This window comes from Yersinia alsatica (assembly GCF_025133195.1).
In the GTDB taxonomy this organism is placed as follows: Bacteria; Pseudomonadota; Gammaproteobacteria; order Enterobacterales; family Enterobacteriaceae; genus Yersinia; species Yersinia alsatica.
In genome coordinates this window covers 109,104-133,252 of record NZ_CP104006.1, presented here as the reverse complement: position 1 = coordinate 133,252, position 24,149 = coordinate 109,104, and the positions used below count along the sequence as shown (strand labels likewise).

Below are 24,149 nucleotides of genomic sequence, written 5' to 3'. Positions count from 1 at the left end.
AATCGTTATAGCGAGGTGTGACCCCTGAGGTCAGAGTTTTATTACTTCAAGTCGATTAGAAGCTGTACTTAACCCCTACGCGATAACGGGTTTGGCGCTCGTCAGTTGTTTTACTGCCGGAAACATTACCGATAGCCATATAAGGGGACCAATTCTTATCCCATTTATAAGTTAATTTAAAATCATGGCTCAAATCGTAATTCTCGTTATCCGATAAGACGACACCGGCTTTATTGGCTTGTTTGTAATCCAATTCATAGTCTAATTGGAAATCTTTGTTGATTTTATAGCTGAGAACACTCGTCAGGTTATAACCGTGTTCAGAGGTGTCTTTCTTGGTATTAATATTGGCGCTGGTGCGTTTATAATAAGGACGATAACGTAATGAAATAGAGAGATCGTCAATGATATTTGCCTTGCCACGCAGATAAGGACGATAGCTGTTAGCAGTAGAGCTTGAATCTAATGAAAAGCCAGGTTCAATAGAGAATGTGTTATCAATTTTATAGACATAACTGGCCACCACTTCAGTGCCATTACTCACACCTTCATGGAATGGCTTATCTTTGTCACTACCGCTTTTCCACTTACCTTCAAGAGATAAACCAAAACCATTAGCAAAGCGGTGAGACATTAATAAACGGTCTTTGTGATTGTTACCACTTTGGTCTTGTGTTTCATGACGATAGTCAATAGTCACAGCCATTGCATTGATACTGATAAGTGATGCCACTGCCAGAGATAATAATTTAAATTTCATTACAGTTACCTTATTTTAATAAAGGGCATTAATTATTATGATAAGTACAAAAACAACAATGAAACGTTATTCTATTTATTTTGATATTAAGTTCCGAGATCCATAACCAATAGTTCGAAATTAATAAAACAAATATCCATTTATGTGACAAGGTTCAAAGTAAATAGTTTTAACTAATGTCTTATCTTTGTAATATTTCTGTTATATCGTAGGTGTGGCAATGGATTGAGCTTATTTCCAACAGGGTATTCTGTGAAATAAATAGTCTTGACGAGTTGAGGATAATATTGTAGGGCCAGTATTAACTAGCGGTATTGATGTTAATCTAATATTTTCTTGTCGTTATTATTATCAATTTTAATGACTGTTATATAATAGAGAATATTCTCTCTATTTCCGATAAAAATAAGCCATAAATATACTGCTCAGAATAGATATATTCGGGGTATTTGGGATGTTAAATAATCTACATTTAATATAAGGAAATATAATGCTTTGAATATGCCTACTTAGATGAAAACACTGATATCCAAGCCTATTGCAGTGGTTGAGGCAGAAAAATCCATAAAAATAAGGAAAAAGAGTGAATCGCGATGAGATGGCGACAGTATGTGTAAGAGTTGCTAACGCAAGTCAGCGATTCGAATGGGTCATAACCATGCAGCATATCGCCCTATTAATGCTGAGGGGTATAGCGAGTTTCAAACTCCTCCCGTGGCAATGGTTCTGAAAACAAAAAGCCCTGCCCACAATGAATACCATGTTCCAGCAACCACTGGCGCTGTTCGTCGGTCTCAACGCCTTCCGCCATGACTCGTAGCTGCAAGACGTCAGAAATAGTGCCAATGATGCGCGCCATTGCATCATCTTCTGGCAAATGCTTCACAAAAATTTTATCCAGCTTAATCATATCGATTGGCAGGCCTTTCAGATGATTAAGATACTGTAGGCTTGAGTACCCGGTACCAAAGTCATCCAAAGCGATAGACAAACCAAGCGCGCGTAATTCGCGCAGTAACCTCAGTGCCTCATCAAGATTATTAATGCGGGCCGTCTCAGTAATTTCCAGCACCAATTGGCGCGGATCAATACTATAGCGGCTGATGATGGCTGTTAGATGCGTCAGTATACGGTCACATTGTACTTGCAAGCCGGAAATATTGACTGCCAGTGATAGGGTAATGCCTTGAGTCTTCCAATCAGCCAGAATGCGGCAGGCCTCTTCCAGCACCCAACTGCCCAGCGGGATCATCGCGCCGTTTTCTTCTGCATCCGGGACAAATTCTGAAGGCAAGAGATAGCTACCATCTGCCTGACGCCAGCGCAATAATGCTTCTGCACCAATAACTCGCGGCTCTTGCATATCCCATTGCGGCTGTAAAAACAGGACGAACTCGCGATTTTCAATCGCCTGTAAAATGTTATGTTCCCGCATCAGTTGCTGTTGCGCTTTATGCCGCGCAGGCGACTCCATGCCATTGATACGACTCATATCCGTATAAGCCTCAGCTAACAGTTGTTGGTTACGATTATAATTATGCACCAACACACCCAGTTCATCATCTTGATGATGAGCAGGTAACGTCAGCTGATGATGCAACACCCCTTGATTACCTATCTTTTCCAGCTCTTTTGCCATTGCGCGTAATGGGTGAATAATCAGGCGATTAATACACCAGGCAATAGAGACCGACAAAACTAACGCCAGCAATAAATAGGTCGAGAGCATCGCCGACAATGCGCTGAGAATAAACTGATACATGCGGAATGAATCCGCCCGTAACACTAAGTGCGCCAGTGGCTGCGGATTAGCAGAGACTCGCTCGAGTGAATAGAGCGGTACTGTTATCTGTACGGGTAGGGAAAAAATGCGCTTCGCCCAGCGGGGTACTGGCCGCTCGGTGGGGAAATTGGCGTGCAACACCTGAATTTGGTTCGGTAATATCACTTCAGCACGGCTGAGAATACCAATGGGTAACAAACTGTTGAGGATTTTCTTAGCTTGTGGGACATCAACGCTCAAGATTGCTTCGGACAGCGGCTGGCGAACTGAATAAGCGATACTCTCCAACTGCTTGGCGTAATCATCTTTGCGCTGCTGCACAAAGTGGAATAACTGAAGGACGATAAAAATGCAGATGGTAACCAGTGCCACAACTGCCACTGCCGCCATTTGCTTAATCGTTAATGAACGCCTTACCCGCAAACTCGCTCTCCGCCAATTCCGACTGAATAAAATAAAGTGGTTGCCACAGATTGGTGGCTACTTGTCGATTCGGTCTGAGTATACTCGATCGCTTTCAGATTTTATCGGTGATAACAAACCGGAGGGCAAGAATACCGTGGGTTTCGGTCTTTTCCTACCGAGAAAGCAGCGCCAGAGAGGGATTTCTCTCTCTGACGTTGCTTTTTTAATGCAAATCAGCGCTGGCAGCTCATTATTTAAAGTCTGCGTATGGCACTAATGGCTGTGGCGGCATATCCAAATCACCCTGCCATCCCGCCATTGAGTAGCGCAAATAGATCAGGGCGTGACTTGGGGTATAGTCCTTAGCTTGCTGGATATCCACCCCGGCACCCAGTGTCCAGTGCGAACTCAAGCGGCGCTCAATCAAAGCTCGCAGCGTGTAACCGACGCCATTACTACTGTCCCCAAAATCAGATTTACCACGATCGGGAATAGTCTGGAGGCTATTTTCCAGCAGATTTTGCAGTGGATAACGCGCCCGATCATTGGTTGCGGAATGTGAAACTGACACTGAACCGCCAAGCTCCCACGACCAATTATCAGTTCGCTGCCGATAGTTTACCGGGATGGCCAATGACAGATATTTTTGCGGGCTGTAGTAGCCCCCTTGCCCCAGAGTATAGCCGCTGAGATCTTTTTGATAATGCCACCACATGCCATTCAAGCCGACGGTAAAACGGCGATTACTTTCATTTATCAGCTTGTAGTAATAACCCGTCATAAAGCGCAGCCGCTGGTTATCAGCCACGTTTTGCCCGGTCAGATAATGATAGCTTAAGTCACTCCAGACCCCGTTAGCTTCACCGCGGTCATAACTGGTTCCCAAGCTGACCCCGCTGGCACGAACGCCGCCCCAAGTGACATTGGTATTCGGATCTACCGAACCGGCAAAAGCCAGTAATGAGCTGGATATTGGCCGCCGCGAGGCCGTGGCCGTCCAACCGATATGGTTCCAGCTATTGCTGTATGCCAGCCCGCCCACCACATCGACAACCTCAAACCCCATCGGGGTGGTACCGATATCTGTAGCCCAGTGATCATTCTGCCAACCCGCCGCCACACTGGTGCCGGTTGCCCGCTGATGCATATTCGCCTGGCAAGGAACTAGCGTTTGATAACAAGTACCGGCTTCATATCGTGTGTTTTTATCAAAGGTACCGGCATCCATCTGAATGGTATCGGTTCGGAAGAACGCCCGACCATCAGCCAGTGAAGTATCCACTTGCAGCATAGTGTTATGCGCACTGAGATCAGAAATCCCCTCGGTGCCACTGGAGTGCAGATAATCATGATCCAGTGTGACGCGGGTATCCTGCTGGCGATAAAGGTCAGCGGCATCAGCACGAATGCCCCGCTTGAGCCAATCATCAGTAACCTGATTACGCGTCAGTAAGGTGTAGCTATCATTATCTGCCGGAAGTGTTGGCGTGATACCACTGGCAACCATGGCGTGTTTGAAATCATCGTGCGCATCCGCGGGTTGCCCTTGCAATTGAGCCAAGTGCGCCGAGTCACGAAATACCAGCGCGTTATCTTGTGACGGCGCTTTAGCCGCTGCGGGTTTCAAGCGCTGGAAGATATCTGCCGCCTTTTGTGGCTCCCCAACCCCACTCCAGGCATTGGCTAACCGACGTTGGGTATTTAAGGTTGCCCCTTCACCGGTCAGTGACTCACTTTGTAACTGCTGACGCGCATCACTGAGATGGCCTTCTGCGATATAAGCCTCTATCTCACCCAAACGTGCATCAGGGTTTTCCGGCTCACGGGCACGAACACGCTGATAGCCCGCCAGCGCTTCACTGTAATCACCGCGCTCCAGCGCCCAATCGGCGAGTGTCAGGTCAATTTGCGTGTTGGCCGGTTGCTGGCGCAGTGCTGCAATTGCTCCGGCTTCATCGCCATTGTCCCGCAACTGGCGAGCCAATGTCAGCACTTGATCTAATTTCAAGCGCTGGTCTAATTCACGGATATTATCGTTCCATTGTGCTCTTGGCAGGGTGTCCAAATGCGCCAGTGCCTGACTGTCGCGCTCAGTGCTGGAGAGATAAAGTGCATAGGCGTAGACCTGCTCAGGATCTCCCGGCTTACGGCTTGCCAGTTGATGGAATTGAGCATCGGCTTGCGCCAAATGACCATCTTGCTCCAATGCTTGCGCCAGTCGGTAGGTTATCCAGACATCATCTGGTGCTCTCTGTTGCGCTGCCAGATATTTCTCTGCCGCCAGATGCCACTGTTGCCGTGCTGCCAAAGCCTCAGCCTGCTGTTTCAACATATCCAATTGCAGGCTATCTACTGTGTCACGCAGTTTAACTTGTTGGCTACGTGGCAAGTTATTCAGGTAGTTCAGCGCTTTTTGTGGTGATTCGCGTTGGTAAATATTGGCTAATCCGCGCACGGCACTGCTGTTGGTCGGCTCCAGTCGTAGCGCCTGCTGATAGTGCTGTTCTGCACTCTTATCATCATGGCGGGCAACAGCCACATCACCCAAACCAATCAATGCATAGCTGTCGCTGCCATCGATTTGTCTCGCCTGCTGGTATCTTTGTTGGGCCAACGCGGTATCACCGGCTTTCAGTGCCTGATCGCCTTGATCATTGAGTAACCAGTAGCGATTAGTCTTGATCAAACTGATCCATTTATCACTTTTCAGGCCATCGGTATCGACTTTTTGTGCCTGCTCAAACAGACGCAATGCTTGTGCTCGATCGCCACCACGGGCATACGCCAAACCTAGCGCCCCCAGCAGCTCAGGGTCATTAGGCGAAGCAGTCAGCGCTTGTTTCAACGCCGGGATTGCAGTTGTTCCTGCGCCACTGTCTACTTTTGCCAAGCCACTTAAACGTGCCCGATAAGTTGGATCAGCCAACATAGCTTGCTGATTAGCCAGCTCTTTTCGCGCAGAATCTGCCTGTGGGCCGGTAGAAAAGATATCAAGGAAGTGAGTCAATGCAGCCACACTTTGTGGGCTGACCGTCATCGCTTTAATGGTGTCCATCCACAAATCGGCAGCATCTGACGCCCCCGCAGGATCGGCGGCCACTTTTGCCAACATGGCATAGCCAAGATCGGCTTTCTGTTGGTTGAAATACATGCGCGCCAGTGCCATACGCAGTGCAACGTTGCCGGGAGATTGTTGATCAAGTGCAGCAAGCTTCTGGGTGGCAAGTGCTTCCTGGCCCGGTAAGCGCGCCACCAGCCGCCAATACTCCACGGCGAGATCCAGTGTTGGCGGGTTGCCTTGCAGCAGCTGGTCGTATTTCGCTTTGGCTTCATCGACTCGCCCGGCAGTTGCTAGCAGACGTGCCTCTTGCAACTGTTGGCGCACTTCCGGTTTGGTCAGCGCCAACAACAGCTTCGCCCGCCGATAGACGTCGGAATCCGGTGCCAATTGTTGCAGTTTATCGAGCTGTGTTTGTGCCGCAGCCAGATTACCTTGCCGCAAAGCCTGACGCATTCCCGCCGCCACAACATCAGGGTTATTCGGATCCATCATGTTCAGGCGATACAGTGATTGCTTAACCAATTCATCTTTGTTGGTTGCTTCCCCTAACCGCACCTGTTCCAACAAAAACTGAGTCGGCGAGACAGATTCTGCCCCGACAGCAGCACCGATAAAAGCTTGAGGCAACAGCGCCAAGCTTAACAGCCAGTTTATTTTAATGTTGCGCATTGACTGTTCCATGAGGGTTGAAGCTCCCCCTGCCGATTAAAACGATAACGCTGTTGCGCCCATCCCTGACCAAATAGTGTCAACACCGCACTGTAGTAGGCATCTGGGCCCGGAGGTGAATCTTGCACTCGTTTTTGTTGCTGGCTAAATGTCTGTTTATTAAACGGAGCTGGACTACTGGCTAAAAAAGGCAGTAATGCAGCTGAAAACCCTATCGGCCCATCACCACTGGTTTTGCCATTACTGGTATCGGTTTTCTCTGGTGGCACGCCCTGTTGTTCGGTAACGGCGGCCATAGGCTGAAAATGCTGAATAAGTGCGGCTTTTTGCGGGCTATTATTGGACAGCAAACCAGCCCACAGATAGGTACGAATGGCATCGTAACTACCCACGTTGGGATGTGTTTCATCCGGCTGCCAGCCTTTCCCTTCTTGCCACACCACCCAGTCGGGGCTGAAACCATGCGGTGCTGTTTCCAGCCATAACCGCTGGTTGACTTTAATCATCTCTTTCCATGGCCCGGTCAAAGAAGAAAAACGCGCCAACAACTGGGGTGGCAAATAACTGGGATTGAGCCGCCAGCGATCGTCATCACTAAAACCAATTTTGCCCGGCAATAGCATCTTACCCAGCCCTGGAATATCGACCACTTCTTCCTTGGCAATGCGCTGTAACAGCAAAGTGCCCATGGTCTGGTAGCGGCGCACATCCCATAAGCGTCCGGCTTCCAGTAAGCTGTAAGCAATCCATAAATCGGCATCAGAAGCCGAATTTGGGTCCAGAATGCCCCAATTATGCTGCTGGTGTTGCCCCCATAACCATGCAGGCAGGCGAGCAGTTAAATCGCCCGCCGACAGGTTATTCTCAGTCCAACTGAGTAAACGCTCGAATGTCTCTCGATCATCAGCCACCAGCGCAAAGAACAACCCATAACTCTGCCCCTCGGAAGTGGTTATCTGCCTTGGGCTGCTGGGGTCGATAACCCGCCCACCATCACTGATATAGTATTGTTTAAACTGCTGCCACTCAGGCCAATCACAGGCAGCCATCGAAGCAAAACTGGCCAGCAACAGCAGGGTGCATACCAGTCGTTTAACTATCACGACCATCAAAATTAATCTCTCTCATCAGGGGATAGCCGACGACGACTGATCAAGCGTAACAAGCGCCAGGCCATCATTGCAGCCACAACGACCACCAACACCGCCACACCAGCCAGCAGTACCGGATGGGTAGATAAGGCGTGCCAAACGCGCTCCCACCATGGTAAATGACCGACATTATAGGTATCGCCAACACGCAAACTATTGACGCCCGACTCACGAATAACCGCAACCGAGCCAAATACGGCCTCACGTTTACCGGTATCCAGCAAGGCATCATTCAGCAAGTTATAGCCACGAGGGCTATCAGCCAATAGCGCCACAATGCTGCGTTGCGGGAAGTTAGGTGACTGCACGCCGATAATGGCCGACATCGCCCCTTCAGAGCTCACTGTCGCCTTGCTGTCGGCAACCCAGTCTGACGCAGGTGACATCATGTCTGGCAACCCTGTCTGCCGGTTGGGCATTTTTACCCAGCTCTGCGTTTGATCCACCAGCAAGTTAATCTTCTGGTCATTGCGCAACTCCGGCGGGATGGTGCCGATAATCAGCACGTCGACATCTTGGTCTTTCGCCTGTGACCAATCATCAGTGATATTGATACCCACAGCCGGATACCCTACCTGTGCCCCGATATTCCCCACCGTATTTAACAATGTGGTCAGTTGTGACGGAGCCGGTTTTGGTGGCACCAACACCAGTGTTTCGGAGAGGTCGGCCATGCGGCTAAACGGGAAACCGGCATTGGCAAACGCCCGCAAATCAGGCATTTCCATAAAGTGGCGGTAGCCGGAGAAGTCGATAGTCGAATTACCATCAATCACCGCGTGGTTCGGTGCGCTAGAGTAGGTTTCACACCGTCCTTCTGCGCCACTCGCCAGCAAGGTGCTGTAATCAAAATCAAAGCGGAGTTGGTTAGTCGCTCCCAATTTTAATGCCGGAATGGTTAGCCGCTTCGCCGCATCTTGTAAGCCTTGCAGCAACGGCAGCCGCAGGATTTTACTGTCGTCCGGAGTATTAGGCGACAGTGGGTAGTCCTGCACAAACTGATTATTCAGGCTGATACTTAAGCGAGAACCATCCATCAGGCGCGTTGAGGTATAGCGATATTTCAAGCGCATATCGATACCGGCGCTGCGGATCAGGAACAAGTCCGGCGGTAAATTCATGGATAATGAAATTGGCGGCGGTAACAACCCCGTGGTTTGCAGTTGATCCGGATATTGCTGCAACTCGGCAAATGTCATCGGGCGATCGGTTCGCACCCAGTTAGGGGCATCATAAGGCAGGCGCGGAGCCAGTTGATCCACCTTATCCACAGTCACATTCTGCCCACGGAACAAGATGTTGCCTTGCGCGATCCCCTGTGCCGCCGTAATCAAATCATTATCATCGCGACCCAAAATCAGCAACAGCTTCACATACGGGTTATCCGGGTGACTGATTATCTCGACTGTCGGTGCTTTAACCGGCGGATAATCTTTTAGAAAATCAGGGCGCTGCGCATTGGTCGCGAACACCACAGCATGCTGAGTGGGGAGCTGGTTATACAAAACCGGGAAATTCTGCCCACGCCATTGCGCTTTATCACCAAACCATGACGCCAAAATAGAGGCGGCGCGCTGTTGCGACACATCAGGCGAGGCGGCAAAGACCACCGGCAATGTTAGCGGGCGAGTATCTCTGGTATCCAAGAATGGTTCAGGGAAATGGGATAAATCATTTTTGACGGCCAGGGATTGATAACGTAAATCCAATGAACTGGACTTACTGATATCCAACCACAGCGTATTGCTGGCCGGATTCTCACAAATATTTTGATAATGGCCGACAAACACTAATCGCAACCGGTTGAAATCACTGATATAGCGCGCATCAATCGGTATCTGGATTTTAGTCGGCTTACCCAGTTGCTCTTGGGTGATGGCCGTGACGCCCATCAGTTCATCATTAAGGAAGACTTTTACCTGCGACTCTACCGGGATCAGCGAAGGTGATGGGGTGAACTCCAAATTCAACATCGCATCGGTGACCACTTCATCACTGCGCACGCCGAACTCAATCACCCCTTCCGGATTGGTGCCGCGCAATGAGAATGTCCCCGGCGGCGGGGCAATTTTTGCAAAGGTGTAGGCCACATCGCGAACCGGCACATCGGCAAGTGCCGCCGGAGCAACTGGTGCCAACTCTGCCGTTGGATCTGAGCCAAGAGTTGAAAGCGCCGATTGAGGCGACGGTGTGGCCGGCGTTTGTGCATGGGTGAATGGCGTCAATCCCAAAGCCAGTGCGGTAAACCAGGTTATTTTTCTCGTCATCATATCATCATCAATGTTGAGCCACTGTCTGGCCCTGGCTACTCGGAGCCTGATTTTTATCCACGCCATGGGGTACAAATGATGCAATCCAGGCAATCAGGGAGGTAAATCCTACCAATGCATTTCGAATTACCGGTGGTGCATAGCTGGCCATACGGACATAACCTCTAAAGCCGAGCGCCAGCACATCGCGCAAGCTCTCAATCGGTTTATCTTCCGGGAAGCTATCCTGCCACAGCGCCCACGTATCAGCGCGGGCAAAGGTACACTGTATAAAATCAATATGTTGTGCCACTGTCAGCTGATGCATCCGCATCCCGACTTTGCTACCGAAAGCACGGGTGACTTCGCAGGGGAAGGTATACTCTTGCGCCCCTCGTTTCAGTAGCAATTGCACCGCTTCGCCATCTTTCAATAACCCGGCTTCGCGCATCTCAATCCCCACCCCGCCATCAGAATAGTCGCGCAAGGTACAAGAGAATAAGTGCCCATCAGCACGTGCTACGGCAGCAGGCATGGCAATTTCTACTCGATGTGACTGACGCACTTGCTTAGCTTCAACCGCCACCGCCACCGCGCCGCCTAAAATCGTCATATTGTAGATAACCCACACCAGGCTGATAACCACCGTCATGATTTCAGTACTCGGGCCATTGCCCAAACGCCATAAACCGGCAATCAGACCTGCCAGATTAAGCAGCACCAGCGTCATATACGGGCGGGTAATCACCCAGTCCACATGCTGCTCTTCAACCAAACCACCTTTGGACGTGACATTAAACGTCCCTTTATGTGGGTTAAGCAGCGCCACGGTGGTTGGGCGGGCGATATACCAAGCCAGCACCGTTTCATAGATTTCACTCCAGAACGAATGGCGGTATTTCCCTTGCAGGCGGGAGTTGGTCAGGCTGGCGTGGATCATATGGGGTAAAACATAGAGCGCAATCGCCAGTGCGGGGGCAAAAATAATGTATGCATGCAACAGCAGGAAAGCCAACGGCGCAGTCAGGAAGATCAGCCGCGGAATACCGGATAAAAAGTGCAGCATGGCATTGGCATAACATAAGCGCTGGACCAATTTCAGTCCTTTGCCAAGCAGGGGGTTATCCAGCCGGAAGATTTGCACCATGCCCCGCGCCCAGCGAATACGTTGCCCAATGTGGGCGGATAAACTCTCGGTTGCCAACCCTGCAGCCTGCGGAATGCGGATATATGCGGATGTGTAGCCTTTGCGATGCAGCCGCAATGAGGTATGGGCATCTTCCGTGACCGTTTCTACTGCAATCCCACCCACTTCATCTAAAGCGCTGCGGCGCAGAACCGCACAGGAGCCGCAGAAGAAAGTGGCATCCCACATATCATTCCCGTCTTGCACCAAACCATAGAACAGCGTGCCTTCATTTGGTGTTTGACGAAAACGCCCTAAATTGCGCTCAAAAGGATCGGGGGAGAAAAAGTGGTGTGGCGTTTGAATCATGCCCAGCTTTTTATCTTTAAAGAACCAGCCAACGGTTAATTGCAGGAAAGAGCGCGTCGGCACATGGTCGCAGTCAAAGATAGCAACAAACTCACCGCTAGCCTGCTTCAGGGCATTATTGATATTACCCGCTTTGGCGTGTTCATGAGTCGGCCGGGCAATGTAGTGCACCCCCACTTCGGCAGCGAACGCTTTAAACGCTGGCCGGTTACCGTCATCCAAAATATAGATATTGATTTTGTCTTTCGGCCAATCAATCCCCAGAGCAGCATAAATCGTCGGTTTCACCACGCCGAGATCTTCGTTGTATGTCGGAACCATCAAATCAATGGTGGGCCAGCTATTCATATCATCCGGCATAGGAACCGGCTGACGATTGAGCGGCCAGATAGTCTGGAAATAACCCAACACCAGCACGACCCAAGCATAAGTTTCGGCTAACAGCAGCAATAAACCGCACACTAAACTGACCGGATCATCCCAGTTAAGGGTTTCGGTATAACGCCACCACAGGTAGCGGCAGGAAACCGTCAATGACAGCACAATCAGCATCAGAGTCGGCAAACGGCCCGGCACACGCCGCACCACCATGGCAATCGCCCAAAGCAGCAGAACAAAGACAAACTGTGCGACCATGCCGAACGGCTGCGAGATACACAGCAAAGCCAAGATGCCGGTGAAGATACCCAGAATAATAAATAAGATACGGCGGGTTCGCCTTGAGAGCTGGCTTAGCCGCGTCGCGACCGATTGCTCTATCCGCTGCAGCTCAAAACGCTCAGGGACACTTCCCAGCCAGCTGATGTAACCCTGTCTTTTGTTTTTGACCCAACCTTTGCTAGCAGCAGCAGGCCGACGCCGCTTCTCATGAACTGAGGCGGGACGGGTTAATAATAACCAAATTCCTTGCAGCAGATAGCGCAAACCATCACCCAGACGTGGGCGATGAGGTGAAATCTGTGGGAACCAGTAAGTGCGATGTTGTATCACACTCTGCCAACTGGGAGATTCAAGGCGCAAAAACACCCAACACAATGGAACAGCCACGGTGGTCAGGAACGCAGTGAATACTGTGCAGCCTTGCTGCATATATTGATGATAGCGGCGGCGCATCCCCTGATAAACCGGGGTGAGGAATAACATCCGCATCAGGCGATTCATAGGCTACTTTCCGCAGCATTAATCAGGCACCAATTCGCCAGCGTCATGACCTCTTCAGCGGCCAGACTTTGCGCACTGTATTCACCCAAAGGCTGTTTGGCTGCCAATGCTTCCGCCATCGCTTCATCACGATGAATAAATGTTGGTAATAAGCGACCAAGACTTTGTAGCCAAAGCTGATGCAAATCCTGCTGTAAACGACTGCCGGCAGAGAATTGGTTAAGTAGGAAATGGCACCCAGCAGGTAAATCTTGCTGATGCAGACGAAGGTGACAACTGGCATCGGCATGAATCAGAATGAGCACCAGATCAGCCAGCGCCAAGGCCTGACGAGTTAACTCGCTATCACCGGCTGGAATATCCAATAAAATCCAGCTGTAGTTATTGCTAGCCTGTAACTCGGACAGATTATTCTGCCACTGATGCGGCTGTTGCTGTAACAATGTGACGAGTTGCTCATTTTCCGTGCGAGTTAATTGGCCGAACGGCAAGAAATCCAGCTTTTCGGTATAGCGCATCGCTCCTTGCTGCCAGCCTTCACCGCCAAGCTCAGCTTTAGCCCAACCACGGGATTGCTCGAAATGCATGTTAAAATGCAATCGCAGTAAATTGTCCGGTGAAAAATCAATAACCAGAACGGACTCATCCAGTTGCTGTAACGCCCAAGCAAGAGCGGCGGTAACCGATGTGGTACCAATGCCACCTCTTACTCCTTGTAACGCCAGTACCGGCATAAACTATTTACTCCGAGTAGATTGTGCCAGTTCGGCTAGCAATGGCCAGCGCGCCATCATTTGTGTTAATCGTTCCTGACGGACAATATCGATATAACTTAATGTGGGTAACGAAAAAGCCTGACTTAATGCTAGTAGATCATCCTGAGCCTCAAGTGAAGTTTTCTCATGAAATCGATTTATTATAGTCTGCATTTATCCGCCTTCAGAAAATAGGCTATGGTAATTAAGTATAACAAGGATAGGAGTATACTTTGCCCCAGTAAGACGAGTCTTAGATTAATATCAAGGTCAGGACATTGGTTAATACTTATTGCAATGTTACAATTGTTCTTTGAATTTATCCAGCGATTGGCCCAATAGCACTTTAACGAAAGCAGATAAAGAATCTATGTCACGATCTTTCTCATTAGGTGTCCGAAAAATCTGGGATGAATTAGCCGTAATGCAGGCTCCTGGATTCTATTGGGTCAATATTGAACGTCAAATTGATGCCAATTTATTTTGTCAGCAACTTATTCGTAGCCAGTCTGAAAATACCCGTGCAGCTTTGATTTGCTCGGGACTAAAACCCGAAAAACTATTAACGAACATCGATCATTCTGGCCCTCAAAAATTACCACTGTTTACATTACCGGCGCAAAAAAAAGCCTTACAGCATTTGACCAATGACTTAATGCGCGCGCTACGCCCACAGCAACGGCTTTTCATCCTGTTTGCACCCGCGAGTTTGTGGCAAACATTTACTAGTGAAGAGATGCAGCAATGGTTACAGCATATCCAGCAATGGTTGGATGCCCAGAACTGCACGTTACTCGTGCTGTGCCACAGCGCGGGCATCAATAAAATCAAGAATCAGCTGGTCAGCCAGCACCGCTATCTGCAAGGTTTGGCGAGCCTACAATGGCAGCAGGATAATGCGCAGTATGTGGTTTCTTGGTGGAGTACTGAAAAAGGGGTGACGGCCAATCAACTGGTGTTGCTGGAAGCCGACGAACAAGGCTGGATCATGGCGGATGAAGTCCAGCAAGCGCTGCCGCAATCACGTAATGATGAACATCTGTATCTAGCTGAAACCAGCATTCTGGAAGGCGCACCACCGCTGTCCACCAACTGGCAATTGTTCGAGAGCAATGCAGCGCTATCTCAGCGGGCCATGAGTGCCCACGCCGCGACAGTGATTTTCGCCTTGAACCAAAGCGAACACATTGACGAAATGGCTCATCAAATCCATAACATGCGCCGCCAGCGGGGTAATGCTGTAAAAATTGTTGTGCGTGAGATGAACGCCAGCCTACGTTATAGCGATGAGCGCTTATTGCTGGCCTGTGGAGCCAATCTGATTGTGCCTCACGTTGCGCCACTATCACGTTTTCTGACCATGTTGGAGGGCATTCAGGGGCAGCGGTTTTCGCGCCATGTTCCTGAAGATATCAATGCGTTATTGGAGGCATTGCGCCCGCTACAGCTTAAAGGCTATCTGCCGTCCGTGGAGTTCAGTCAGTCGGTCTTACAACTGATGAACAACACCTTGCTGCCAGAAAATGGCAAGGGCGTATTGGTAGCATTGCGGGCCGTTCCTGGGCTACAGGCGCGTCAGGCGCTGACACTGTGTCATTTGCGCCGCTATGGTGATGTGGTGACGGTATCTGATAATCGTCTGGTTTTGTTCCTGTCTACTTGCCGAGTCAATGACTTGGATACCGCACTGAGCCATATTTTCCGCTTACCGGTGGCCGAAGCATTCAGCAACCGGCTGGTGTGGTATCAAGATCAGGAAATTATCTCTGAAATGAACCGGATGAACTCTCCCAACAGCCAGTCGGCCACTGGTGATAAGAAAGCCTATACCCATGAAACAAGCCGGCCTGAGCAATCTGAAGTCATCCAACGTATTCCCGTGCCACTGACACTGGCTACCGGTCATCACAAGGAGAATGCTCAATGAATCTCAACGATATTTGGCAAATCCTGTTGCTCGGTGCGGTGATTTTTTTCCCGCTCGGTTATATGGCGTGCCGCCGATTCCCGCAATGGTGGGAGAAAAAACAACATTTATTCTTATCCGCGCGCTATTTAAAATCAGAAGGGATCTGGTTGCGTGATGGCTCCTCTTCACAGACTAAGAAATAACCATGAACGCAAAAAATAAACAGCAAGAGTCGCAGAGCCCATGGCGCTATTGGCGCGGTCTGGGCGCGTGGAACTACTATTTCCTGCTAAAGTTTGCCCTATTGTGGTTTGGTTATCTTAACTTCCATCCATTGGCTAATCTGGTGTTTCTGGCCTTCCTGCTATTCCCGATCCCTGCGTATAGAGTCCATCGCTGGCGTCATTGGATTGCGGTCCCTATTGGTATCGGCCTGCTCTATCACGATACTTGGCTACCGGGCATCAACAGCATTATGAGCCAAGGCTCACAGGTGACCGGCTTTAGTCTTAGCTATCTAATTGAATTATTTAACCGTTTTATTAACTGGTCGATGATCGGTGCCGCCTTTGTCATTCTGGTCGGCTACCTGTTTATCTCACAGTGGATTCGAGTCACTGTTTTTATTGTGGCGGCCATGATTTGGCTGAATATAGTTAGCATTGCTGGGCCGGCGTTTTCACTGACACCTGCCGGTGAAACCGCGACAACCTCCGCACCAGCAACCTCGACGACAGCCGACACAGGGCAAACCGCCTCCGGTAGCAGCCCGGTCGTTGCCAGTGGTCCGCCAACAGATGCAAATTTAACGGCTTATCTGAATGCATTTTATGAGCAAGAGAAAACGCGTCACACGACCTTCCCGGCATCACTGCCAGGCGACGCGCAACCTTTTGACTTATTAGTTATTAATATCTGCTCACTCTCATGGTCAGATATTGAAGCGACTCAGTTGGATAAACATCCGTTGTGGAAACAGTTCGATATTCTGTTTAAGAATTTTAACTCCGCCACCGCCTACAGTGGCCCAGCCTCTATCCGCTTGCTGCGCGCCAGTTGCGGCCAGTCATCTCACAAAGATCTGTATCAGCCACAAGACCAACAATGCTATCTGTTTGATAACTTAGCAAAACTAGGTTTCACCTCCCAGCTGATGATGGATCACTCCGGTGTCTTTGCCAGCTATCTGCAAAACATTCAGGATGACGGCAATATGCGGGCGCCACTGATGTCGCAGAAGGGTATCAGTAACCAATTGGCCTCCTTTGATGGTGAGCCGATTTACAATGATCTGGAGCTGCTTAACCGCTGGCTGGAACAGCAAAAGAAAGGGGGCGATGCCCGCAGCGCAACCTTTATGAATATCATTCCATTACATGATGGCAACCGTTTCGTCGGCACCAACAAAACGGCTGATTATCGTACTCGCGCCCAAACTCTATTTGACCAACTGGATACTTTCCTTAATGAGCTGGAGCAATCAGGTCGGAAAGTGATGGTCGTCGTGGTGCCTGAGCATGGTGCCGCCTTGGTTGGCGATAAAATGCAGATGTCTGGTCTGCGGGATATCCCAAGCCCTAGCATCACTCACATTCCTGTGGGGATTAAACTGATTGGGATAAAGGCTCCACAGCCTGCCAGCCCAGTAGTGGTTAGTGCACCAAGCAGCTATCTGGCAATCTCTGAATTAGTGTCGCGGATGGTTGATGGCAAGGTCTTCACCGCACCGAGTATTGATTGGCAAACGCTGACACAAGGGCTGCCAGAAACTGCGGTAGTATCAGAAAATGATAATGCCATCGTGATGCAATATCAGGGTAAACCCTATATTCGGCTTAATGGCGGTGACTGGGTACCTTACCCACAATAAATATCAGTTTATTTATGGCGTAATTGGCTTTTCTAAGGGTGCATTTATTGCACCCTTTTTATTCACTATTGAATAAGAAATGAATCAAGCAAGATAATATGGGTAGCAGCTAAGAATAAAATGCCATTTTATTTAGCCGAAAATGCGATCAATTTCATTCTAAGCCAAATCTTACAGATTTAATCATAGATATAGTCTACGGCATTATTTCACCTACCAATGACCGCTTAATTTATTATTCCGTAATTATTTATTTACATGACAAATAAATATATTTACAGGCAACTATTTGACTGATTTTTTTATAACCTGAATGGCAGTATTTTTATTTCTTTATAAAAAAACGCCGGATTTCCGGCGTTTTTATTATAGATATAGCCACACTGTCTGGCAGTATGTGGTGGCGGCTTTAGCTACTTTTCTCTGCTTCATCCTGATCAACAGCAAAACAGGCTACCATTTGGTCACCGTACTGCTTTAGTTGCGGTTGCAGCTGAGTACAAGTCCCGAATGCTCGGCGGCAACGCGCATTAAAGGCACAACCTGGCGGTGGGCTCATTGGGCTGGGCAACTCACCCGTCAATTTAATACGCTCACGACGCATATCTGGATTCAGCCGTGGTGTCGCCGATAACAGCGCCTGAGTATAAGGGTGGCGTGGGTTATTAAAAATGGCCTCTTTGCTGCCTTTCTCAACACAACGCCCCAAATACATCACCATCACTTCGTCAGCAATATGTTCCACCACAGACAGGTCATGGGAGATAAAGACATACGACAGCCCCAACTCCTGCTGTAAATCCATCATCAAGTTCAATACCTGCGCCCGCACTGACACATCCAGTGCAGAAACCGGCTCATCGGCAATCACCACATCAGGATTCAACATCAAACCCCGGGCAATGGCGATTCGCTGGCGTTGCCCGCCCGAGAACATATGCGGATAGCGATCATAGTGCTCAGTTTTCAGACCAACCTTTGCCATCATCGCCAATGTTTTTTCGCGACGTTCTTGGCGATTGAGCTGGGTATTGATTTGCAGCGGCTCTTCCAGAATCTGCCCCACTTTCTTACGCGGGTTCAAAGAACCATACGGGTTCTGGAACACAATCTGGATTTTCTGACGTCGTAGCTTTTCAGCACTTTCATCTGGCTTGAGTAAATCCTGACCTTGGTAGTAAAGCTCACCGCCGGTCGGAATTTCTATCATGGTCAGTAAACGGCCCAGTGTGGATTTACCACAGCCAGACTCCCCAACCACTGCCAATGTTTTGCCCCGTTCCAAGGTGAACGAAACCCCATCCAGCGCCTTAACCAAGCGCTCCGGCGCAAAGAACCCTTTTTTGACCGGATAATATTTTTTTAAATCGATGGCTTGCAACAGAGGCTTTGATGCCTGTGATTCATTTTTCATTTCAGTTGATTGGCTCATAAGGTCGGCCTCCCCGCATCATCGAGCGGTGTATGGCATTTAACCTGACGCCCCGCCGGCCCCAGTAATTCGGGTTCTTCACGGCGGCAACGATCATTAGCATACGGGCAACGTGGATTAAGCAGACAACCTTCAGGCCGGTCATATTTGCCCGGAACCACACCCGGTAATGATGCCAACCGCGCTTTATCCTGGGCAAACTCCGGGAGCGCCCGCAATAATGCCTGGGTGTAGGGATGACGTGGCGCACGGAAAATTTCGGATGACTTGCCGGTTTCGACCACCTGACCGGCATACATCACAATAATATGATGAGCTGCCTCGGCAACCAGTGCCAAGTCATGGGTAATCAGCAATAGCGCCATATTTTCTCGCTGCTGTAATTCCAGCAGCAATTCAATAATCTGCGCCTGAATAGTCACATCCAGAGCCGTCGTCGGTTCATCGGCAATCAGCAACTTAGGCCGACAAGCAATGGCCATCGCAATCATCACGCGCTGGCTCATCCCACCCGACAGTTGGTGCGGGTACACGTCCAGCCGCGAGGCCGGATCAGGGATTCCCACCAGTGTCAGCAAATCGACTGCTCGCTGATGACGGGTTTTGCGGTTGCCCCCCTGATGCACCTTCAGCGCTTCCATGATCTGGAAGCCGACGGTGTAACACGGGTTAAGACTGGTCATCGGGTCTTGGAAAATCATCGCGACTTCCGAACCCACCAGCTGACGCCGCTCTTTTTCCGAAATCTTCGTCAGGTCGCGGCCATTAAACTCCAGCTTATCGGCCATCACTTTGCCGGGGTAATCAATCAGCCCCATGATTGCCAGTGAGCTGACTGATTTACCGGAGCCGGATTCACCGACGATCCCAACCACCTGACCTTGATCAATACTGTAACTGATACGATCTACTGCTTTGAACGGCGCGCCTTCGTCACCGAAGTGCACCGACAATTTGTCTACATTTAAAAGTGCCATCTCTCTCTACCTCTGTTACTGCTTGAGTTTGGGGTCGAGAGCATCACGCAGGCCGTCCCCCATCAGGTTAAACGCCAGAACCGTCAGCAGAATCGCCACACCGGGGAAGGTCACGACCCACCAGGCGCTTTGTGCGAACTGCAACACATCAGAGAGCATGGTGCCCCATTCTGGTGTTGGCGGTTGTGCACCCATACCGAGGAAGCCAAGAGCCGCCATATCCAGAATGGCGTTAGAGAAGCCGAGAGAAGCCTGCACGATTAACGGCGCAAGGCAGTTTGGCAAAATATTGATAAACATCTGACGCATCGAACCCGCGCCAGCCACTCTGGAGGCCGTCACATAGTCGCGATTGACCTCAACCAGCACCGCGGCCCGTGTCAACCGCACATAGTGCGGCAAGGCAACAAAGGTTAGCGCCAAAGAGGCATTCACAATCGAAGGCCCGAATACCGCCACCAAGACTAATGCCAGCAGCAAGCTTGGCAGTGCCAGCATGATATCGACAACACGCATAATGATGGCATCGACGATACCGCCAAAATAACCGGCCAATAAGCCGAAAATGACGCCCATGACTAGCGACAGCACCACTACCAGACAGCCAACCAACAGCGAGAGGCGAGCGCCATACATCAGGCGGGACAAGACATCGCGGCCCACATCATCAGTACCGAGAATAAACTTCCAGCTACCACCCTCTTCCCAGACCGGCGGTTTTAATAATGCATCACGGAATTGCTCTGCCGGGCCGTGCGGGGCAATCCAGGTTGCGCCTGCGGCAATCAGCAGCATAAGAATGATGTAAAACAGGCCGATAACAGCCCCTTTATTGCGCTTGAAATAGTGCCAAAACTCCTGCAAAGGAGTCATCGGCTTCGGCGCACTTTTTACTGTCGACTCAGTAAGTTGAGACATTTTGCGCCCCTTATTTCTTGTGACGAATACGCGGGTTAACTACGCCATAGAGCACATCTACCAGCAAGTTAACTAAAATAATCATGATCGCGACCAGCAATACCCCACCCTGTACCACCGGGTAATCTCGACGTTGCAATGCATCCATCAACCAGCGGCCTAATCCCGGCCAGGAGAAGATGGTTTCCGTCAGAATGGCACCTGCCAGCATGGTACCGACCTGCAAGCCAATCACCGTGACTACCGGCAATAAAGCATTGCGCAGGGCATGGACCACAATCACGCGCATCCGGCTCAGGCCTTTGGCACGCGCCGTACGGATATAGTCTTCACCCAATACTTCCAACATTGAGGAGCGGGTCATGCGCACGATAACGGCGAGGGGGATGGTACCTAATACAATGGCGGGCAAAATCATATGCATTACGGCGTCTTTAAAGTCGCCGGGTTCACCCCAGATAAGGGTGTCAATCAGCATAAAACCGGTCAGCGGCAGACTGTCATCAAGGAACACAGTATCGCTAACCCGCCCCGAAACCGGGGTGAGGTTCCATTGCACCGAAACCAGCATGATCAACATGATGCCCCACCAGAAGATAGGCATCGAGTAACCGGTCAGGGAGATCCCAACGGCGGTGTGATCGAATATTGAACCGCGTTTGACTGCCGCCAGCACCCCGACAGGAATACCCACCGCGATAGCAAACAGCATCGCGCAGATCCCCAGTTCCAGGGTCGCTTTAAAGCGGGGAACAAACTCTTCCCAGACAGCAATACGGCTTTTCAGCGAAATGCCGAGGTCACCATGTAATACGCCATTCACATAATGGAAGTATTGTTGGTAGAGAGGCTTGTCTAGCCCCATTTCCGCCATGATTTGAGCATGGCGCTCAGCGGAGATACCGCGTTCCCCAGCCATGATGGTCACCGGGTCGCCCGGGATCATATGAACAAAAGCAAAGGTCAGCAAAGTAATGCCGATAAACGTTGGGATAACTAACCCCAAACGTCGGAGTATGAACTGCAACATATCCCGAACTCTCTGTGTAGAATGCCGAGCTGCTCGTGGGCAACCAAGCTTATTAAACCTCCCAATAAGTTATTTTACTTGCCATTTTGACCTAGGGCAGTGCTCACCACCGTCACGTACTGCGTGTACGCTCCAGTGTTTGCGCGCTGTCCATGCTCAAAATTTCTGCGGCAATGACACTCATTGGGCGAGGTTATATGGCTCACATCTGTATCTGTCTTAACCTAAATGAAGAAGCCGGTGCACATGCTATGCACGCCCACCGGCTCTACTTTCTAGATTAAAATTAATCCAGGGACACGTTCTCGAAATGGTGTTTACCCAACGGATCAACAACATAGCCTTTCACTTCTTTACGCACTGGCTCGTACACGGTTGAGTGAGCAATAATTAGCGCTGGCGCTTGATCATGCATGACAACCTGAGCTTGTTTGTAAAGAGCGACACGTTTGTCGTGGTCAGACTCAGCACGCGCTGGCTGGATCACGTCTTCAAACGGCTTATAACACCAGCGGGAGTAGTTGGAGCCTTGTTTGGCGGCATCACAGCTGAACAGAGTGGCGAAGAAGTTGTCTGGGTCCCCATTGTCCCCGGTCCACCCCATCATCACAGTTTCATGTTCGCCATCTTTAGCACGTTTGAGGTACTCGCCCCACTCGTAAGTCACGATTTTGGCTTTCACGCCAACTTTCGCCCAGTCAGACTGGATCATTTCAGCCATACGACGAGCATTTGGGTTATAAGGGCGTTGAACTGGCATAGCCCACAGGTCGATGGCGAAACCATCTGGCAGACCCGCTTCTTTCAGCAACTCTTTCGCTTTAGCCGGATCATATGGGTAATCTTTCACCTCATCGTTGTAGCCCCACATAGTTGGTGGGATCAGGTTCTTGGCCGCTTGGCCCGCGCCCTGATAAACCGCATCGATAATGGCTTGTTTATTAACCGCCATGGTCAACGCTTGGCGAACTTTCACGTTATCCAGTGGTTTTTTCTCAACGTTGAAGGAGAGGTAACCAACGTTCAGGCCCGGTTGCTCCATCAGGCTGATGGTTTTGTCTTCTTTCATGCGAGCAATGTCAGCCGGGTTAGGGTATGGCATAACCTGACATTCATTTTTCTGCAATTTCGCATAACGAACAGAGGCATCTGGTGTAATCGAGAAGACCAGACGATCAATTTTCGGTTTGGTGCCCCAGTAGCCATCAAAGGCTTTGTACAGGATGCGAGAATCTTTTTGATATTGCTGTAACTGGAACGGGCCAGTGCCGATTGGGTTCAAATCGACTTTTTCTGGCGTGCCGGCTTTCAGCATGCCGTCAGCATATTCAGCAGACAGAATTGACGCGAAGTCCATCGCCAAGTCAGCCAGGAATGGCGACTCTGGACGAGCCAGCTCGAAGCGAACCGTATTATCGTCAACTTTAACAATATTGGTGATCAAATCACCCATACCCATACCCTGGAAGTATTCATAGCTGCCGCCAGACACTTTATGGTACGGATGTTTATCATCTTTCTGACGCATGAAGGAGTAGATCACGTCATCAGCATTGAAATCGCGGGTGGGTTTGAAGTCTTTATTATCTTGCCACTTCACACCTTTACGCAGATGGAAAGTGTAGGTTTTGCCGTCTTCACTGATTTCCCATTTCTCAGCCAGACCGGGTTCAATTTCGGTCGTCCCGAGTTTGAATTCAACCAGACGGTTGTAGATAGGTACCGAGCTTGCATCATATGTCGTGCCAGAGGTGAAAAGCTGCGGGTTGAAACCTTCCGGAGAACCCTCAGAACAATAAACCAATGTTTTCGCTTGTACACTGGCCGCGACAGTCAGTGCAATCAGCCCAATACCGAATTTCAGTATCCCTGTTTTTCCCAAGGAAATCGTCATCGCTTGTGCTCCATTATGGTGATGTGTGTTGTGTGTACGGCCAGGCCCTATAATTTTTTAGTCCGCGGACTGTGCCGTTTTTGCCCATTAATAGCAGGGATGCGGGATTGAGATGCCGGATAAATGCTATCGCGACGACAATTTTGAATGAGTGGAATCAGCCAAACTGCTCTCGATTACTACCCCTGAGGGTACCAATTTGGCAACAGTTGATGGCAACGTCAATACGGTCTGAAAGGATTTATCAAGACAATGAGAAACAGCATGCAAACATAAAAAAAACTTCTTGTTAACATTATCAGCATTAAAATTTATGCTATTAGCAATTAACTAGAGGGATTAACTGGCTAGATTAAATAAAGCAGTTGCAACATCCACTGACAAACAAAAAAACTTTGTTGCGAATTGATGTCTATCTGTTCAGATTTTTTTGTAATATCGACAGAAAATAGATGGAAATGCTGTTGCCGCAGCCGATAAGTGACGTGAATGTTGTCACATACAACCGGAATCACGCACATCCTGCGTGCTGCTAAAAAAGCGAAATATTCACTCGGCAATAGATTATAGCCAACAGCCGCTATAACACACCGACCCGACGCACAATATTGGTGCCCCAAACCAGTGCAT

16 protein-coding genes are annotated in these 24,149 nt (G+C 49.6%); 3 read left to right on the top strand and 13 right to left on the bottom strand.

The features are described from left to right. Nucleotides 1-55: 55 nt before the first annotated feature. From N0H69_RS00545 to bcsR, 8 genes are all read right to left on the bottom strand, one after another. Entirely contained in the window at nt 56-760 is a 705-nt protein-coding gene (locus N0H69_RS00545; protein WP_050110394.1) for an oligogalacturonate-specific porin KdgM family protein, read from the bottom strand. A 676-nt stretch (nt 761-1,436) separates the two neighbouring features. Then, entirely contained in the window at nt 1,437-2,966 is a 1,530-nt protein-coding gene (locus N0H69_RS00540) for an EAL domain-containing protein (protein ID WP_072077716.1), read from the bottom strand. A 232-nt stretch (nt 2,967-3,198) separates the two neighbouring features. After that, complete coding sequence (gene bcsC / locus N0H69_RS00535; RefSeq protein WP_050152304.1) at nt 3,199-6,678, bottom strand: cellulose synthase complex outer membrane protein BcsC; 3,480 nt, start codon at nt 6,676-6,678, stop codon at nt 3,199-3,201. Next, entirely contained in the window at nt 6,660-7,787 is a 1,128-nt protein-coding gene (gene bcsZ / locus N0H69_RS00530; RefSeq protein ID WP_050152328.1) for a cellulose synthase complex periplasmic endoglucanase BcsZ, read from the bottom strand. The genes bcsC and bcsZ overlap by 19 nt, the downstream gene beginning before the upstream one ends. Before the next feature lie 5 nt (nt 7,788-7,792). Then, nucleotides 7,793-10,099 carry a cellulose biosynthesis cyclic di-GMP-binding regulatory protein BcsB gene (gene bcsB, locus N0H69_RS00525; RefSeq protein ID WP_072077715.1) on the bottom strand — a complete coding sequence of 769 codons (2,307 nt, stop codon included), beginning with the start codon at nt 10,097-10,099 and terminating at the stop codon, nt 7,793-7,795. 7 nt (nt 10,100-10,106) lie between these two features. After that, the gene (gene bcsA, locus N0H69_RS00520) at nt 10,107-12,734 is read right to left on the bottom strand and encodes a UDP-forming cellulose synthase catalytic subunit (RefSeq protein ID WP_050152303.1); all 2,628 of its coding nucleotides are present in this window, start codon (nt 12,732-12,734) and stop codon (nt 10,107-10,109) included. Continuing rightward, nucleotides 12,731-13,468 (bottom strand): cellulose biosynthesis protein BcsQ, encoded by a 738-nt coding sequence (gene bcsQ / locus N0H69_RS00515; protein WP_151419932.1) that lies wholly within the window; start codon nt 13,466-13,468, stop codon nt 12,731-12,733. The genes bcsA and bcsQ overlap by 4 nt, the downstream gene beginning before the upstream one ends. A gap of 3 nt (nt 13,469-13,471) precedes the next feature. Further along, nucleotides 13,472-13,663: a cellulose biosynthesis protein BcsR gene (gene bcsR / locus N0H69_RS00510; protein ID WP_050099477.1), complete on the bottom strand. Its 192-nt coding sequence runs from the start codon at nt 13,661-13,663 to the stop codon at nt 13,472-13,474. 196 nt (nt 13,664-13,859) lie between these two features. Between bcsR and bcsE the strand changes: the two genes are divergently transcribed. From bcsE to bcsG, 3 genes are read left to right on the top strand one after another with little or no spacing between them, the layout of a single operon-like run. After that, the gene (gene bcsE, locus N0H69_RS00505) at nt 13,860-15,416 is read left to right on the top strand and encodes a cellulose biosynthesis protein BcsE (protein ID WP_050151893.1); all 1,557 of its coding nucleotides are present in this window, start codon (nt 13,860-13,862) and stop codon (nt 15,414-15,416) included. Then, a complete protein-coding gene (bcsF, locus tag N0H69_RS00500; protein ID WP_050110389.1) occupies nt 15,413-15,601 on the top strand; it encodes a cellulose biosynthesis protein BcsF in 189 nt (62 codons plus the stop codon). Before bcsE ends, bcsF begins: the two co-directional genes overlap by 4 nt. Nucleotides 15,602-15,603: 2 nt before the next feature. Continuing rightward, nucleotides 15,604-17,268 carry a cellulose biosynthesis protein BcsG gene (gene bcsG, locus N0H69_RS00495; protein WP_050151892.1) on the top strand — a complete coding sequence of 555 codons (1,665 nt, stop codon included), beginning with the start codon at nt 15,604-15,606 and terminating at the stop codon, nt 17,266-17,268. Between the two features lie 409 nt (nt 17,269-17,677). Here bcsG and dppF read toward each other — a convergent pair whose 3' ends face one another. The 5 genes from dppF to dppA all read right to left on the bottom strand — a co-directional run bounded on the left by dppF (nt 17,678) and on the right by dppA (nt 23,519). Next, nucleotides 17,678-18,682: a dipeptide ABC transporter ATP-binding subunit DppF gene (gene dppF, locus N0H69_RS00490; RefSeq protein ID WP_050110412.1), complete on the bottom strand. Its 1,005-nt coding sequence runs from the start codon at nt 18,680-18,682 to the stop codon at nt 17,678-17,680. Between the two features lie 14 nt (nt 18,683-18,696). After that, a complete protein-coding gene (gene dppD, locus N0H69_RS00485) occupies nt 18,697-19,677 on the bottom strand; it encodes a dipeptide ABC transporter ATP-binding protein (RefSeq protein WP_050110387.1) in 981 nt (326 codons plus the stop codon). Nucleotides 19,678-19,692: 15 nt separating this feature from the next. Continuing rightward, nucleotides 19,693-20,595, bottom strand: coding sequence for a dipeptide ABC transporter permease DppC (dppC, locus tag N0H69_RS00480; protein ID WP_050110386.1), 903 nt, complete (start codon nt 20,593-20,595; stop codon nt 19,693-19,695). A gap of 10 nt (nt 20,596-20,605) precedes the next feature. Then, entirely contained in the window at nt 20,606-21,625 is a 1,020-nt protein-coding gene (gene dppB / locus N0H69_RS00475) for a dipeptide ABC transporter permease DppB (RefSeq protein WP_050110385.1), read from the bottom strand. Between the two features lie 286 nt (nt 21,626-21,911). Next, a complete protein-coding gene (gene dppA, locus N0H69_RS00470) occupies nt 21,912-23,519 on the bottom strand; it encodes a dipeptide ABC transporter periplasmic-binding protein DppA (protein ID WP_050110384.1) in 1,608 nt (535 codons plus the stop codon). Between the last annotated feature and the right edge of the window lie 630 nt (nt 23,520-24,149).